Origin of the sequence: Micromonospora sp. WMMD1102, from assembly GCF_029626265.1 — a bacterium.
In the GTDB taxonomy this organism is placed as follows: Bacteria; Actinomycetota; Actinomycetes; order Mycobacteriales; family Micromonosporaceae; genus Plantactinospora.
The window spans coordinates 4,570,636-4,585,561 of record NZ_JARUBN010000001.1 but is presented as its reverse complement, the minus strand read 5'-3'; the positions used below and the strand labels follow the sequence as shown (position 1 = coordinate 4,585,561).

At 72.8% G+C, this 14,926-nt stretch carries 14 protein-coding genes; 8 read left to right on the top strand and 6 right to left on the bottom strand.

The genetic code is table 11. The features are described from left to right. Positions 1-49: 49 nt before the first annotated feature. The 4 genes from O7626_RS20455 to O7626_RS20440 are packed head-to-tail and all read right to left on the bottom strand — an operon-like array spanning position 50 to position 3,298. On the bottom strand, positions 50-874 hold the full coding sequence (locus O7626_RS20455) for an urease accessory UreF family protein (RefSeq protein ID WP_278062761.1): 825 nt from the start codon (positions 872-874) through the stop codon (positions 50-52). Between the two features lie 2 nt (positions 875-876). Then, a complete protein-coding gene (locus O7626_RS20450; protein WP_278062760.1) occupies positions 877-2,586 on the bottom strand; it encodes an urease subunit alpha in 1,710 nt (569 codons plus the stop codon). Continuing rightward, on the bottom strand, positions 2,583-2,984 hold the full coding sequence (locus tag O7626_RS20445; protein ID WP_278066226.1) for an urease subunit beta: 402 nt from the start codon (positions 2,982-2,984) through the stop codon (positions 2,583-2,585). The genes O7626_RS20450 and O7626_RS20445 overlap by 4 nt, the downstream gene beginning before the upstream one ends. 11 nt (positions 2,985-2,995) lie before the next feature. Continuing rightward, the gene (locus tag O7626_RS20440) at positions 2,996-3,298 is read right to left on the bottom strand and encodes an urease subunit gamma (RefSeq protein ID WP_278062759.1); all 303 of its coding nucleotides are present in this window, start codon (positions 3,296-3,298) and stop codon (positions 2,996-2,998) included. A gap of 210 nt (positions 3,299-3,508) precedes the next feature. On the opposite strand from O7626_RS20440, the gene O7626_RS20435 reads away from it, so the two are divergent. Both O7626_RS20435 and O7626_RS20430 read left to right on the top strand, forming a co-directional pair. Then, on the top strand, positions 3,509-3,994 hold the full coding sequence (locus O7626_RS20435; RefSeq protein ID WP_278062758.1) for a GNAT family N-acetyltransferase: 486 nt from the start codon (positions 3,509-3,511) through the stop codon (positions 3,992-3,994). A 49-nt stretch (positions 3,995-4,043) separates the two neighbouring features. After that, entirely contained in the window at positions 4,044-4,610 is a 567-nt protein-coding gene (locus O7626_RS20430) for a hypothetical protein (RefSeq protein WP_278062757.1), read from the top strand. A 48-nt stretch (positions 4,611-4,658) separates the two neighbouring features. On the opposite strand, the gene O7626_RS20425 is transcribed toward O7626_RS20430, so the two are convergent. After that, a complete protein-coding gene (locus O7626_RS20425) occupies positions 4,659-5,606 on the bottom strand; it encodes an alpha/beta hydrolase (protein WP_278062756.1) in 948 nt (315 codons plus the stop codon). A 67-nt stretch (positions 5,607-5,673) separates the two neighbouring features. On the opposite strand from O7626_RS20425, the gene O7626_RS20420 reads away from it, so the two are divergent. Next, the gene (locus tag O7626_RS20420; RefSeq protein ID WP_278062755.1) at positions 5,674-6,231 is read left to right on the top strand and encodes a TetR/AcrR family transcriptional regulator; all 558 of its coding nucleotides are present in this window, start codon (positions 5,674-5,676) and stop codon (positions 6,229-6,231) included. A gap of 31 nt (positions 6,232-6,262) precedes the next feature. On the opposite strand, the gene O7626_RS20415 is transcribed toward O7626_RS20420, so the two are convergent. Further along, positions 6,263-6,967, bottom strand: coding sequence for an alpha-ketoglutarate-dependent dioxygenase AlkB (locus tag O7626_RS20415; RefSeq protein ID WP_278062754.1), 705 nt, complete (start codon positions 6,965-6,967; stop codon positions 6,263-6,265). 82 nt (positions 6,968-7,049) lie between these two features. Here O7626_RS20415 and O7626_RS20410 point away from each other — a divergent pair, with 82 nt between their 5' ends. From O7626_RS20410 to O7626_RS20390, 5 genes are all read left to right on the top strand, one after another. Further along, positions 7,050-7,685, top strand: coding sequence for a PadR family transcriptional regulator (locus tag O7626_RS20410; RefSeq protein WP_278062753.1), 636 nt, complete (start codon positions 7,050-7,052; stop codon positions 7,683-7,685). Further along, positions 7,682-8,404 carry an ABC transporter ATP-binding protein gene (locus O7626_RS20405; protein WP_278062752.1) on the top strand — a complete coding sequence of 241 codons (723 nt, stop codon included), beginning with the start codon at positions 7,682-7,684 and terminating at the stop codon, positions 8,402-8,404. Before O7626_RS20410 ends, O7626_RS20405 begins: the two co-directional genes overlap by 4 nt. Further along, complete coding sequence (locus O7626_RS20400; RefSeq protein ID WP_278062751.1) at positions 8,401-10,902, top strand: FtsX-like permease family protein; 2,502 nt, start codon at positions 8,401-8,403, stop codon at positions 10,900-10,902. The genes O7626_RS20405 and O7626_RS20400 overlap by 4 nt, the downstream gene beginning before the upstream one ends. A gap of 192 nt (positions 10,903-11,094) precedes the next feature. Next, entirely contained in the window at positions 11,095-12,921 is a 1,827-nt protein-coding gene (aspS, locus tag O7626_RS20395) for an aspartate--tRNA ligase (protein ID WP_278062750.1), read from the top strand. Between the two features lie 101 nt (positions 12,922-13,022). Beyond that, on the top strand, positions 13,023-14,723 hold the full coding sequence (locus O7626_RS20390) for a hypothetical protein (RefSeq protein ID WP_278062749.1): 1,701 nt from the start codon (positions 13,023-13,025) through the stop codon (positions 14,721-14,723). Positions 14,724-14,926 lie beyond the last annotated feature (203 nt).

Below are 14,926 nucleotides of genomic sequence, written 5' to 3'. Positions count from 1 at the left end.
TGGCCCGGCCGGGTGCTCGTGTGGCCCGGTTCCGTGCTCCGCCAGTGGTTCAGGATGCAAAGAGACGCACCTCCCAGTTCGCATGTGCTTCGGCGCCGATTTCCAGCAGCGGGGTGGAGTCGGCGGGTAGCAGGTCGACCGGATCGCCGACCCGCTCGGCGACGATGCCGGCGAGCCGGTCACACTCGTCAGCCAGCTCGGCGAGCAGGGCGTGTACGGCGTACGGGTCGAGGCCGAGCAGGCGTACCGCCGCTCCGGCCGGCCCGGTCACCGTCCCGTACACCCCGGCGGCCGCCGCCGAGGCCGGGGCGAGTCCGGCCGCCGCCGCCACGATGCCGAGCGCGACCGGTTGGTGCCGGTCCCGGTGCACCGGGTCGACCGACCAGATCGCCCGGCCGGCGCGGAGCAGGGCCCGACCCTGGGTCCGGGACGCCCGGCGCAGTGCCGGGGACGGGGTGCGGGCGTCCAGCCCCTCGTCAAGCTCGTCGAGACGGTGTCTGGCCACCCGCGCTGCGACATCGACGTGCGGGACACCGGCGTCGTTCGGGACACCGGCGTCGTTCGGGACACCGGCGTCGTTCGGGACACCGGCGGTGTGTGGGACACCGGCGGTGCCGGGATGGCTGGCGGCGGCGCAGGAGGCGGCGGCGAACGCCGCGGTGACCCGGCCGGTGGTGGCGAGCCGCCCGCGCAGGAATCCGGCGAGATCGTCCAGGTCGCGGAGCCGGCCGCCGGTAACCGCCGCCTCCAGCCCGCCGGAATGTGCGTGACCACCGGCGGGCAGCCGGCCGTCGGCGAGGAGCAGCAGGGTGGCGAGACCGCTGACGGTGCCGAGGCGGCTGACACTGGCGAGCGGGACGGGCGGCTCGGTCATGTTCAGAACAGGAAGTAGCGTTGCGCCATCGGCAGCTCGGTGACCGGTTCCGGCTCCACCACCTCGCCGTCGATGCGTACGGTGAAGGTGTCCGGCTCCACCTCGATGCGGGGCAGGGCGTCGTTGCCCGGCAGGTCGGCCTTGCCCCGGGCTCGGGTGTCGGCCACCGGGGCCAGCAGCCGGCGCATGGCGATCCGATCGGCGAGCAGCGCGTCGATGGCGGCCGGGGCCACGAAGGCGAGGCTGGTGGCCGACGGTGCCGCGCCGTAGGCGCCGAACATCGGCCGCGGCAGCGTCGGCTGCGGGGTGGGAATCGAGGCGTTCGCGTCGCCCAGCTGGGCGTACGCGATCATGCCGCCCTTCACCACCAGGTGCGGGCGTACCCCGAAGAAGGCCGGGTCCCAGAGCACCAGGTCGGCGAGCTTGCCCGGCTCGACGGAGCCCACCTCGCCGTCGATGCCGTGCGCGACGGCCGGACAGATCGTGTACTTGGCGACGTACCGGCGGGCCCGCAGGTTGTCGGCGGCACCGTCACCGGGCAGCGCCCCGCGCCGGGCCTTCATCACGTGTGCGGTCTGCCAGGTCCGGATGATCACCTCGCCGATCCGACCCATCGCCTGCGAGTCCGAGCCGATCATCGAGATCGCGCCGAGGTCGTGCAGCACGTCCTCGGCGGCCATCGTGCTGGGCCGGATCCGGCTCTCCGCGAACGCCAGGTCCTCCGGCACCGTCGGGTTGAGATGGTGGCAGACCATCAGCATGTCGAGGTGCTCGTCGAGGGTGTTCCGGGTGTACGGCCGGGTTGGGTTCGTCGACGACGGCAGTACGTTCGGCTCGGCGGCGACCCGGATGATGTCCGGCGCGTGCCCGCCGCCCGCCCCCTCGGTGTGGTACGCGTGGATGGACCGCCCGCCGATCGCCCGCAGCGTGTCCTCGACGAAGCCTGCCTCGTTGAGCGTGTCGGTGTGGATCGCCACCTGCACCCCGGAGGCGTCGGCGACCCGCAGGCAGGCGTCGATGGCGGCCGGGGTGGTGCCCCAGTCCTCGTGCAGCTTGAAGCCGCCCGCACCGCCGCGCAACTGCTCCCAGAGGGATTCCTCGCTCACCGTGTTGCCCTTGCCGAGCAGCAGCACGTTCACCGGCCAGGGGTCGAGCGCCTCCAGCATCCGGCCCAGATACCACGGGTTCGGGGTGACAGTGGTCGCCTTGGTCCCCTCGGCGGGGCCGGTGCCACCGCCGATGATCGTGGTGATCCCGCTGGCCAGCGCGGTCTCCAGGAGCTGCGGGCAGATCAGGTGTACGTGGCTGTCGACCGCACCGGCGGTGAGGATCTTGCCGTTGCCGGAGATGATCTCGGTGCCCGGCCCGATCACCAGGTCGGGATGCACTCCGTCCATGGTGTCCGGGTTGCCGGCCTTGCCGAGGGCCACGATCCGGCCGTCCCGGATGCCGACGTCGGCCTTGACCACACCCCAGTGGTCCAGCACCAGGGCGCCGGTGATCACGGTGTCCGGTGCGCCGTCGGCCCGGGTGACCAGGGACTGCCCCATCGACTCGCGGATCACCTTGCCGCCGCCGAAGACGGCCTCGTCGCCGTACCCGCAGTGGTCCTGCTCGACCTCGATCAGCAGGTTGGTGTCGGCGAGCCGGACCCGGTCGCCGACGGTGGGACCGTAGAGGGCGGCGTACCGGCGCCGGTCCAGGGTGCTCACGCCACCTCCCCGGCGGAGTCCGGCCCGGTCGGCGTGCTCGGCTCGGTCGACTCCGCCGCCTCGGTCTGGGCGGCCTCGGCGGGCTCGGTCGTGTCGAGCGGGCCGGCGCACTCGCCGCGCAGTCCGGGGACGATCCGGGCGCCGCCGAGTGGCACCAGGTCGACGTCCCGGTCGATGCCCGGCTCGAACCGCACCGACGTGCCGGCCGGTACGCCGAGCCGGTGCCCCCAGGCCGCCGCACGGTCGAACTCCAGTGCCGGGTTCGCCTCGGCGAAGTGGTAGTGCGAGCCGACCTGGACCGGTCGGTCCCCGGTGTTGCGCACGCTCAGGGTGCGGACCGGACGGCCAGCGTTGATCGTCACGTCGCCCGTACCGGGCAGCAGTTCGCCGGGGATCACGCCCGCCCCCGTCACGGAATCGGCTCGTGTACGGTCACCAGCTTCGTACCGTCCGGGAAGGTCGCCTCCACCTGCACCTCCGCGATCATCTCCGGAACACCGTCGAGTACGTCGTCACGGCCGAGCACGGTGCGCCCGGCCTCCATCAGCTCGGCGACGGTACGCCCGTCCCGGGCGCTCTCCAGCAGGAACGCGGTGATCACGGCGACCGCCTCCGGATGGTTGAGCCGCAGCCCGCGCTCGCGCCGGCGCCACGCGAGATCGGCGGCGACGTGGACCATGAGCCGCTCCTGCTCGTGACGGGTGAGGAACATCAACAACCTCCGCAGCGGGGCCGAACTCTGCGGATCGTGTCAGTCAGAGATTTCGATGAGGTTACAGCGGCCGCGCTTCGGGACCGACCCGCCGACGAGTCCGAGGCGTCCCAGGCGTCGGCGCTGACCAGCGCTGGCCTGCCGCCAAGGGCCGGCTGGCCGCTGGTAGCGGGTGGCGGCGGGCGTCGTCCCGTCAGTACTGTCGCCGCCGTGATCGAAGTTCGGCGGGCCGGTGTTGCGGACGCGGCGGAGTTGGCGCGGCTGCGTGGGGTGATGCTGGCGGACATGGACGGGGCCGCGCCGGAACCGGGCCGTTGGTCTGAGATCGCGGCCACGACGCTGCGCGAGCGGCTCGCTGATCCGCTCGACTCGCTTGCGGCATTCGTGGTGGACCGGAACGCGCCGCCCGGTGGGTTGGCCGCGTGCGCGATCGGTGTCATTGAACGCAGCCTTGGTGGTCCGGAGAACCCGAGCGGTGACGTGGGATACGTCTTCAACGTCGCCACCGATCGTGACCACCGTAGACGTGGCTGTTCGCGGGCCTGCATGGTGGCGATGCTCGGCTGGTATCGACAGCGGGGCGTTGTCAGAGTGGAACTGCGGGCCTCCCGAGACGGCGAGCCGCTGTACCGGGCGTTGGGTTTCGCGCCCACTCATCCGGTGACCATGCGTCTGGTGCTACCTGCGCCGCTGTAGCCGTCGACGGATGTCGGAGGCGGCGCTGTCGATCTGTGAGGGAGTTTCGTTGACACGTTCGGGACCAGGCATTTCGCTGCTCGCCCGCATGTCGCTGCTCGTCGGAATGCTCGTGGCCGGGCTGACCGCGTGCGGCGGACCGAAGGCGCCGGCGCCACCGTCGGAGCTACCGGACCCGTGTGCGCTGATCAGCGAGGACCTGCTGGCCCGACTCGCGCCCGGCTCCAAACCGGAGCTCTCGTCGCACCTGGGTGAGTTCAGCGGCACCCGGACCTGCGCCGTGGACCTGACCTCCGGCACCGGCGGGCTGCGCGGCGACATCGGGTTCACCATCGCGATGGACGGCACCGAGAGCTACGACGAGGCATGGCGGGCGAAGCAGTGCGCCAGGGGCGGCGTCCAACCGACCAGGGACGGACCGGGGGACCACTCCTGTTTCGCGGTCCGGCCGTACCAGGACGGGGAGGCGCGGATCGACGGGTGGGCGTGGGTCGGCGCCGACTTCGAGGTCTACGTCGCGTACCAGTTGATCAGGCCGGAGACCTTCCCGCCCGGCGCCGAAGAGGACTTCCGTGACCTGCTCGCGGCCGGGGTGGCGGCGTTGCCGACCGGGTGACCGGGCAATGGACCAGCCGGCACGGCCCGCCCGCTGTCCTGATGGATCTCATCGCAGATGCCTGCGCAGGAAGGCGAGGATCTCGCGGCGCGCGGGTCGGGCGGCCGGCACCAGACCGGGTGTACTCAGAAAGGTGTGGGTGGCCCTCGGATAGCAGCTCAACTGGGCTTCCGTGCCGTCCTCGCGGAGCCGTTCGACATAGCGGCTCCCATGATCGGCCAACGGGTCCAGCGCGGCGGTGACGACAAGCGTCGGCGGCAGGTCGGCGAAGTTGTCGAACTTCAGCGGGGAGACGCTGCGCGGGTCGAGGGCCGCCGGCACGCTCAGCCTGCGGGCCGCGCGCAACCGGGACGACGGGAGGGTGGGGTTGTCGGCGTTCTGCGGGAACGAGGGATAGTCGTCCATCGTCTCGGTCCAGTCCGTGCCCGGGTAGTTCAGCACCTGGGCGCGCAGCGCCGGGCCGTCCTTGCCGGCGCGCAACGCGATGAGCGCGGCGATGGTGCCTCCGGCGCTCTCGCCCAGGACTGCGACGCTGGCCGGGTCGATGCCCCAGCGGCCGGCGCCGTCGACGATCCGGACCAGCGTGTCGTAGCCGTCCTCGACCGGCGCCGGCAGCGGGTGTTCGGGAGCGAGCCGGTATTCCACCGACACGACCACCGCCGGACAGCGGGCCGCGAGGTGACTGTTGAGCCAGTCGTTCTGTGCGGCGGTGCCCCCGATGAAACCTCCGCCGTGGAACGAGAGGACAAGCGGCAGCGGCTGGTCGAGCTGCTTCGGTCGGTGCACCCGCAGCACCAGGCGACGGCCCGGGAGTTCGACCGACCGCTCCTCGATCCGGGCGTTCCGGTCCGGCCAGCCGGTGACGAGCCGGGCGGCGGGAGACGACACCTTCCGGTTGGCCTTCTCCCGTGCGGCGATCACCTGGCCGTCGGTGAAGGCCTCCCAGTCCTGGGTGTCTTTGAGGATGCGGGTGCCCAACGGTGCCTTGTCGCGCATGATGCTCCTCCGGATCGGTCCGATTACGCTACCGGCGGTATCGTAATAGCTAGCGTAGCCTGACCGGGTGCCGGTCTCCAACCCGTCCGCGGCGGGACGTCCCCGCTCGGACCTGCACGCGACAGTGTTCGCGGCCACCCTGCGCACGGTGCACGAACTGGGCTACGTGAACGCCACGATGGACCGGATCGCGGCGGCGGCGGGTGTCGCGAAGACCACGATCTACCGGCGGTGGCCGTCGAAGGGCTCCCTGATCACGGACTGCCTCGTCGACACCTTCGGCGAGGTGCCGCTGGCCGGCGCCACACGTGCGGAGATCGTGACGTCGGGCGTCCACTTTCTCGTCGCGAAGATCGGTGAGCCCGGGGTGGGTGCGGCGTTCGCCGGCGTTTTCGTCGAGGCGATAAGCGATCCCGCGCTGCGCGAGGTGCTCTCCACCCGGCTCCAGGATCCGTACCGGCTGCTGCTCCAGGAGGTGCTGGGCCAGCCGGAGCACCGGGTCCTGCTGCTCATCGACGTCCTGGTCGGCACCATGCTGCACCGGATGGGGATGACCGGCGGTCCGATGGGCGAGGCTGACGTAGCTGCGCTCACCCGGATGGTCCTGCACCTGCTCGACGACTGAGCGGGTCGCACGCCTCGACCGGGTCGATGGCTCAGGCGACGCCGGTCGGCCGGAACTGCACGCTTACCCGAGGGCCGACCGGCCGGGACGTCTTCGGGATGGCGTGCTCCCAGGTGCGTTGGCAGGAGCCGCCCATCACCACCAGGTCGCCGTGGCCGAGCGGAAAGCGCAGCGTCGACGATCCGGCGCCCCGACCTGCTCCCTCCCGACCTGCTCTGTCCCGGTCCGGCGTACCGCCGCGCGGTCGCAGCAGTAGCGGTCGGGGCGAGCCGAAGGAGACGATCGCAACAATGGTGTCCTCGGTGGCGGATCGGCCGATGGTGTCGCCATGCCAGGCGACGCTGTCCCGCCCATCCCGATAGAGGCACATCCCGGCGGTGACGAACGGCTCGCCCAACTCGGCGGCGTAGTGCCGGGTGAGGTCCTGCCGGGCCGCCGTCAGCACCGGGTGCGGAAGCCGCTCGCCGCCCGCGTACCAGCGCAGCAACCGGGGGACGTCGACCACGTCGTCGTACATCCGGCGGCGCTCGGCCTGCCAGTCGACCTCGTCGAGCAGGACCCGCAGTACGGCGTCGGAGCCGTTGACCCAGCCGGGCAGGTGGTCCACCCAGGCGCCCGAGCCCAGCTCGTGCCGGCGGAGCGCGCCGCCGAGCGGGCCGAGGGTGGCGCCGTCCCCTGCGATCCCGTCACCGGTAGCCAGGTCCAGCATCGAGGGCTGGTAAGCGCCGACTGTCATCCGCTCATCGTATCCCCTGGTCGAACGCACGTACGATCACCTCTATTTACTCGGTAACTACTTATCGAGTAAGGTCTCGACCATGCAGCGAAACGCGGTGCGCTGGGGGTTGCTCGCCCTCTTCGCCGACGGACCGAAGTACGGCTACCAGCTCAGGACAGAGTTCGACACCCGCACGGGCGGCAACTGGGCGCTCAACGTCGGCCAGCTCTACACCACGCTGGAGCGGCTCGGCCGGGACGGCCTGGTCGCCGCGACCGGGGCGAACGACGGCGGGCGGACGGTCTACGCCATCACCGACCAGGGCCGCGCGGCCCTGGCCGAATGGTTCGCCACCCCGGTCACCGACACCGACCGGCCACGCAGCGAACTGGCCATCAAGCTGGCGATGGCGGCGACGACCCCGGACGTCGACGTGACCGCCGTCGTCCAGACCCAGCGCACCGAGTCGATGCGGCAGATGCGGGACGTCACCGACCTACGCCGCAGCGCCGAACGGGATGGCGACGACATCGCCTGGCTGCTCCTGCTCGACCACCTGGTCTTCGCGCTGGAGAGCGAGCTGCGCTGGCTCGACCATGTCGAGGCCACGGTGCTGCGGCGCCGGCGTCGCAACACCCCGCCCGCTACCGCCGATGCCGGTGAGCCCGCCGGTGGCGGCGTGGCAGCCGGTGGCGGCGAGGCGGCCGGGGCCGACCGACCGGAGGCGGTGCGATGAGCGCCCCGGTGTTGCGGTTCGACCAGGCGAGTCGGACCTACCGCTCCGGCGACACCGAGGTGCACGCCCTGGACGGGGTCAGTTTCGAGGTGGCGGCGGGGGAGTTGGTCGCGGTGATGGGCCCCTCCGGCTCCGGCAAGTCCACCCTGCTCGCCCTGGCCGGCGGACTCGACACGCCCACCCGGGGCAGCGTCGAGGTCGAGGGTGCCACTCTCGCCGGCCTGGACGCCCCGGCGCTGGCCCGGCTGCGCCGGGACCGGATCGGCTACGTCTTCCAGAACTACAACCTGGTCGCCGACCTGACCGCCGCCGAGAACGTCGCACTGCCCCGGGAACTCGCCGGGGTACGCCCCCGGGCGGCCCGCCGCGAGGCGCTCGCCGCACTGTCCCGGGTCGGCCTGGCCGATCTCGCCAAGCGTTTTCCCGACCAACTCTCCGGCGGGCAGCAGCAGCGGATCGCCATCGCCCGCGCGTTGGTCGGGCAGCGTCGGCTGGTGCTCGCCGACGAGCCGACCGGTGCGCTGGACTCCGAGACCGGCGAGGCGGTGCTGGCGGTGCTCCGGGCCCAGGTCGATGCCGGCGCCGCCGGGGTGCTTGTCACCCACGAACCCCGCTACGCCGGCTGGGCGGACCGGACCGTCTTCCTCCGCGACGGCCGGCTGGTCGACACCACCGGCCCCCGGGCCACCCCAGAACAACTGCTCGGCGGTCGCGGATGACCGGCGAGTCCACCGGCTCGTGGCGCATCGCGTTGCGGATCGCCCGCCGCTCGGCCCGCCGGCACCCCGGCCGGGGGCTGCTGATCCTGCTCATGCTGTTCCTGCCGGCGTACGCGGCGACCGTCCTGGTCGTCTCCTGGGCGAAGCTGGGCGCCGTGGACCGGGACGTCACCTTCTGGATGGGCAACGCAGACCTGATCCTCAGCGCCAGTCCGGCCGACCTCGACAAGCTGGCCGCGACCCTGCCGCCCGGCAGCCGTACCGCCCCGCACGGCACCGGCCGGACGGTGGTCGAGACCGCTGGCGACGGGCTGGCCAGCTACGAGTACGAGGCGACCGACCCGACCGACCCGCTCAACCACGGCCGGTACGTGGTCCGGGACGGGACGGTCCCCCGGCACGCCGCCGAGGTGGCGCTGACCCGGGTACTGGCCGACCAGATCGACGCGCGGGTGGGTGACCGGGTACGTGCGGGTATGCCGCTGCGGGAGCTGACAGTCGTCGGGATCGTCGACATCAGCCGGTCACTGCGGATCCCCGCCCTGGTCGCGCCCGCCGATGCGGAGTTGTCCCCGCAGGGTGGCCGGGAACTGCTTGTCGACCTGCCGGCCGGGGCGGGCTGGTCCGGCCCGCGCCCCGGCACGAGTGTGGGGATCGGGCCGGACGGTACCGCCACGCCCACCGGCATCCAGTACGGACTGCGTGAACGGTCCGCTGCGGGGCCGACCGCAGCGTACCTGGCGACCCAGGCAGCGGCCGCCGCCCTGGTGGTCAGTTTCGCGGCGGCCCAGGTGGTGCTGCTCGTCGGTGCGGCGTTCCTGGTCGGCGCGCGCCGGCAGCGCAGGGAACTCGCCCTGGTCGCGGCGGCCGGTGCCAGCCCTCGGCAGGTCGGCAGGATCGTCCTAGCCGGCGGCCTGCTCTTCGGCGCTGTCGCGGCCGGGCTCGCCGCGCCTGCCGGGATCGGCACGGTCGTGCTGGCCGGACCGGCCGTCGAGCGGATCTCGGACCATCCGTTGCTGGAGCTGAAGGTGCCCGGCTGGTCGGTCGCCGGGGTCGCGGTGCTTACCGTGCTGGTCGGGCTCGCCGCCGCGTACCTGCCGGCCCGTTCCGCGGCCCGGGGACCGTTGCGGGCGGCCCTCGGCGGCCAGCGGGACCGGTCGCGGGCCGACCTGGGCTGGCTGGCGGCGGGCCTGGCGCTGCTGGTCGTCGGCGCGGCGGTGCTGGTCGGGTCGGCGCATCCGGACGGCCGGGTCGAACTTCTCGCGCTCGGCGGGATCATGCTGCTGCTCGGGGTGACCATCGGCGCGCCGGCGCTGGTCCGGATCGTCGGTCGGCTGGCGCCCGGGCTGCCGGTCTCGGCCCGGCTCGCGCTGCGGCACTCGGCCCGGCACCGGTTGCGTACCGGGGCGGCTGTGGCGGCGGTAAGTGCGGCCGTTGCCGGCAGTGTCGCGTTGGGACTTGTCGGTGCCGCTCGGGACGACGCCGCCCAGGTGTGGCGGGTCGCCCGGGACGGACAGGTCCTGCTGCCCGCCGAGGCTGCGACCGTGCTCGGACCGGCCGGGATCCGCCGACTCGCCGACACCCTGCCGAGCCGGAGCGTGGTCGCCCTGCGGATCGGCACCGACCCGAAGCTCGGGCCCGGCGCCGTGGTCGCGCCGGAGTCGTGGGACCCGGCGACGCACGTCGGTCCGGCCGGCGACCAGCTCGCGATCGCGGTCGGTGGTGCCGAGACGATCCGGGCGGTCACCGGCCGGGAGCCGACCGCCGCTGAACTCGCCGCCCTCCGGGACGGCGCGGCGGTGCTGTTCAACGACATCCTCGCCACCGACGGACGGGCCGTGGTCGGCATCGGTGCCTCCGGGCCGGTCACCGTGCCGGCGGTGGTGGCGGTCTCCGGCGAGTACTTCCGGGATCTGCCCGGGATGGTCGTCGCCGAAGCCACCGCGCAGCGGCTCGGGCTTACCGTCACGCCGGGGCGGTTGCTGGTGGACACCGAGCGGATGCCGCGCCCGGAGGAGGTGGCCGCCGCCACCACGGTGCTGCTGCGGGAGCAACTCGCCGCCTCGTCGCAGTCCCCGCCGATGCGGGTCGAACCGGCCCGCCCGCAGCGTGGCCCGACGGAGACCAGGATCATGTTCTGGGTACTCGCGGCGGTAAGCGCGGTGGTGACCGTGGCGGCGACAGGTGTCGCTGTCGGCCTCACCGCCACCGAACTCCGCAACGACCTCGCCACGATGACGGCGGTGGGGGCCGGGCCACGGGTACGCCGGCGGATCACCGCAGCCCAGGCCGCGGTGGTGGCCGGGCTCGGCGCGCCGCTCGGCGTGCTCGCCGGTCTCGGCCCGGCTGCCGGGTACGTCGCGTTCAACACCTCGGCCCACTGGCGGACGCCCTGGCTCTACCTGCTGCTGCTCGGGCTGCTGCCGCCGGTCGTGGCCACGGTGCTGGCCGGGGTGTTCACCGGTAGCCGACCGCTGCCGGTGCGGCGCACCGACTGATCCGGCCCGGCGCACCGAACTGGTCCGGTCCGGGTGCGTCGGGTGGTCCGGTCCGGGACGTCGGGTGTCGGGTGGCCATCCCGGGTGGGCGCCCGGCGCCACCGGCCACCCTGACAGAATGTCGGGGCAGAATCGGTCACCGGAACGCCCGCCACCGCCGTGCGGCGTCACACCCGTGAGGAGACACCTGTCGTGATCCGTACCCATGATGCCGGCACATTGCGTGCGACGGACGCCGGCAGCGCGGTGACCCTCGCCGGCTGGGTCGCCCGGCGGCGGGACCACGGCGGGGTGATCTTCGTCGACCTGCGGGACGCCTCCGGCGTGGTGCAGGTGGTCTTCCGCGAGGGGATGGAGTCCGCCCACGCGCTGCGCAACGAGTTCTGCGTCAAGGTCACCGGCGAGGTGACCCGCCGGCCGGAGGGGAACGACAACCCCGAACTGGCCACCGGCGAGATCGAGGTGACGGTCGACCGATTGGAGATCCTCTCCGAGGCGGCGCCGCTGCCGCTGCCGGTGGACGACCAGGTGGAGGCCGGTGACGACGTACGCCTCAAGTACCGCTACCTCGACCTGCGGCGCGGCGGCCCGGCGAGGGCGTTGCGGCTGCGCTCGGCGGCCAACCAGCTCGCCCGGCGGGTGCTGCACGACCGCGACTTCCTGGAGATCGAGACGCCGACCCTGACCCGGTCGACCCCGGAGGGTGCCCGCGACTTCCTGGTGCCGGTACGCCTCCAGCCCGGCACCTGGTATGCCCTGCCGCAGTCCCCGCAGCTGTTCAAGCAGCTGCTGATGGTCGGCGGGATGGAGCGGTACTACCAGATCGCCCGCTGCTACCGGGACGAGGACTTCCGGGCCGACCGGCAGCCGGAGTTCACCCAGCTCGACATCGAGATGTCGTTCGTCACCGAGGACGACGTGATCGACCTCGGCGAGGAGATCGTCGCGACCCTCTGGCGGGAGCTGGCCGGGCACGAGATCGACCGGCCGATTCCCCGGATCACCTGGCACGACGCCATGGACCGGTACGGCTCCGACAAGCCCGACCTGCGTTACGGCGTCGAGCTGACCGAGCTGACCGACTACCTGCGCGGCACCGAGTTCCGGGTCTTCGCCGGGGCGATCGACGCGGGCGGCTACGTCGGTGCGGTGGTGATGCCGGGCGGCGCCGGGCAGAGCCGCAAGGAACTGGACGGCTGGCAGGACTGGGCGAAGGCGCGGGGCGCCCGCGGCCTGGCGTACGTGGTGCTGGACGCCGAGTCCGGCGAGGCCCGGGGACCGGTGGCGAAGAACCTGTCCGCCGAGCACCTGGCCGGACTGGCCGACGCGGTCGGGGCGAAGCCGGGTGACGCGGTCTTCTTCGCCGCCGGTGCGCAGCGGCGGGAGGCGCAGGAGTTGCTCGGGGCGGCCCGGATCGAGATCGCCCGCCGGGCCGGTCTGGTCGACGAGAACGCCTGGGCGTTCTGCTGGGTGGTCGACGCGCCGATGTTCGAGCCGGCCTCCGACCAGGAGAGCGGCCGGGCGGGTGGCTGGACGGCCGTGCACCACCCGTTCACCTCGCCGAACGCCGACTGGGTCGACCGGTTCGAGGAGGCGCCGGACCGGGCGCTGGCGTACGCGTACGACATCGTCTGCAACGGCAACGAGATCGGTGGCGGTTCGATCCGTATCCACGGTGCCGACGTGCAGCGCCGGGTCTTCGACCTGCTCGGCATCAGCCCGGAGGACGCGGCCGACAAGTTCGGCTTCCTGCTGGAGGCGTTCAAGTACGGCCCGCCGCCGCACGGCGGGATCGCCTTCGGCTGGGACCGGGTCTGCATGCTGCTGGCCGGGGCGGACTCGATCCGCGAGGTGATCGCCTTCCCGAAGACCCGGGGCGGGTTCGATCCGCTGACCAGCGCACCGACCCCGATCACCGCACAGCAGCGGACCGAGGCGGGCATCGACGCGAAGCCGAAGCCGGCGGCACCGGCGCACGGCGGGACCGCCGGGGTGGCCGCACCGGTCGAGCCCTCCTGAGCCCGCCGTCGGTCGACAATTGACTCCTGGTTCAAGGCGGCGCTCCGGGACGGTCGGGGGTGGGCGGCAATCGACTTGCCGCGGATGCTCATACTCGGTCCATGGCGCCCAACCCTGATCTGTTCATCGACTTGGACCCGAGCGAGGCGGGATCCGAGGTCGTCAAGACCGTCGTCCTGCCCTGGTCGGGCCAGAGCACCCCACTGCGGATCCCGGCCGGGCTTGGCGACGGCACCGTGCTGCGGCTGCCCGGCATCGGTCCGGCCACCGTCCCCGGCGGCCCACCCCGGGACGCGTACGTCCAGATCCGGATCGTGCCGGGCGGAGGCGGCGCGGTCCCCGCGAGCTTCGGAGTCGCACCGTTCGGTACGCCCGGCCCGGTCCCGCCGGTGACCTCAGCCCCGCCGACCACCCCGTTCGGGGCTCCGCCGCCCGTCTCCGCCCCGCCGACCACGTCGTTCGGCGCTCCGCCGCCCGTTTCCGCTCCGCCGAATTCCCCGTTCGGGGCGGGACCGCCGACCACTCCGTTCGGGGCTCCGCCGCCGGTCTCCGCCCCGCCGACCACTCCGTTCGGGGCTCCGCCGCCCGTCTCGGCTCCGCCGACTACGCAGTTCGGGGCGGGCCCGCCGGTGTCGGGGCCGCCGACCGCGCCGTTCGGCACCCCGCCGGTGTCGGGTCCGCCGACCACCCCGTTCGGCGCTCCGCCGCCGGTGTCGGGTCCGCCGGGGGCTCCCTTCGGGGGCGGCCCGGGCGGCCCGGGTGGACCGCCGTTCGGTGCGCCGCCGCAGTTCGGCGCGTTCCCGCCGCCGCCACCGGCCAAGTCGGGGCGCGGCAAGATCATCGCCATCGTCGGCGGCGCCGTCGCCGTCGTCCTGCTGGTGGCCCTGGCGGTGCCGCTGGCCATCTGGGCCGCCAGCCGGGGCTCGGACGACCCGCCCGCGAACCGGAACACCTCCGGTCAGGGTGCGGAGCCCTCGCCGAGTGCCGCGCCGGTCACCGCGCAGGAATACCAGGCGCTGCTGGCCGAGGTGGACAAGGCGATCGCCCCCGGCTTCACCCAGCTCGGCGCGGCCAAGAACCCCAAGGCGGTGAGCGCCGCAGCCGGGACCATCGGCCGGACCCTCGACCAGCAGATCACCGCGCTCTCCGGCGTGGTGCCGCCGGAGAACGCCGCGACGGCACACGCCGACCTGCTGCGCGGGCTGGAGGGCATGGTCGACTCGATCACCGAGACGGGCTCGGCCGCCGGAGCCGGGGAAGTCTGCCTCGGCTCGTCGGCGCTGGCCCGGGTCAGTCGGGACCCGGCCGCCGAGGACGTACGCACCGCCGGGCAGGCGCTGGCGGCGGCCGACCCGGCGCAGCCGTACCAGGTCGGCGCGTTCGTGCCGAAGAAGACGGCGGACGGCAACCGGCGGCTCGGCAACGGCTCCTACCTCAAGCGGGTACGCAGTGGTCAGGGGCAACTCAAGATCGAAAACGGCGGCAGCAGCGACGCCGTCATCAACCTGGTACTCGGCAGCGCCAAGGCCCCGACGGTAAGCGTCTACGTCCGGGGCAAGGGCAAGCACACCGTCTCCTCGATCAAGGACGGCACCTACCGGATCTACATGACCGGTGGCAAGGACTGGGACGCCCGGGCCAAGGCGTTCAGCCGGAACTGCAACTTCCAGCGGTTCGAGGACACCTTCAAGTTCACCACGACCTCCAGCCAGTACACGATCTGGACGATCACGCTGACCCCGGTCGCGGGTGGCAACGCGCGGACCAGCGAGGTCGACCCGAACACGTTCCCGGGCGGCTGACCGGGAGTCATACCGCAGGGACGGCGCCAGCCGAAGGCGTACCGGCCGGATCGAGGGATCCGGCCGGTACGCCTGTTTTGTCGTCGGATAGTACTGCGCAAACAACGCCCAGATCTTGTGCACAACTATTGTGCATAGGATCTGTGCATAGTTACTGTGCATGCATGGCAGCTGAGACGACGGGCGGCGACCCGACCGCACCA

What these genes read in the sequence shown, in the direction of transcription:
- O7626_RS20400 (WP_278062751.1), top strand. Translation starts at nt 8,401, where the DNA reads ATGACCGGCGAGTCCACCGGCTCGTGGCGCATCGCGTTGCGGATCGCC.
- O7626_RS20405 (WP_278062752.1), top strand. Translation starts at nt 7,682, where the DNA reads ATGAGCGCCCCGGTGTTGCGGTTCGACCAGGCGAGTCGGACCTACCGC.
- O7626_RS20425 (WP_278062756.1), bottom strand. Translation starts at nt 5,606, where the DNA reads ATGCGCGACAAGGCACCGTTGGGCACCCGCATCCTCAAAGACACCCAG.
- O7626_RS20455 (WP_278062761.1), bottom strand. Translation starts at nt 874, where the DNA reads ATGACCGAGCCGCCCGTCCCGCTCGCCAGTGTCAGCCGCCTCGGCACC.
- O7626_RS20440 (WP_278062759.1), bottom strand. Translation starts at nt 3,298, where the DNA reads ATGTTCCTCACCCGTCACGAGCAGGAGCGGCTCATGGTCCACGTCGCC.
- O7626_RS20390 (WP_278062749.1), top strand. Translation starts at nt 13,023, where the DNA reads ATGGCGCCCAACCCTGATCTGTTCATCGACTTGGACCCGAGCGAGGCG.
- O7626_RS20415 (WP_278062754.1), bottom strand. Translation starts at nt 6,967, where the DNA reads ATGACAGTCGGCGCTTACCAGCCCTCGATGCTGGACCTGGCTACCGGT.
- O7626_RS20410 (WP_278062753.1), top strand. Translation starts at nt 7,050, where the DNA reads ATGCAGCGAAACGCGGTGCGCTGGGGGTTGCTCGCCCTCTTCGCCGAC.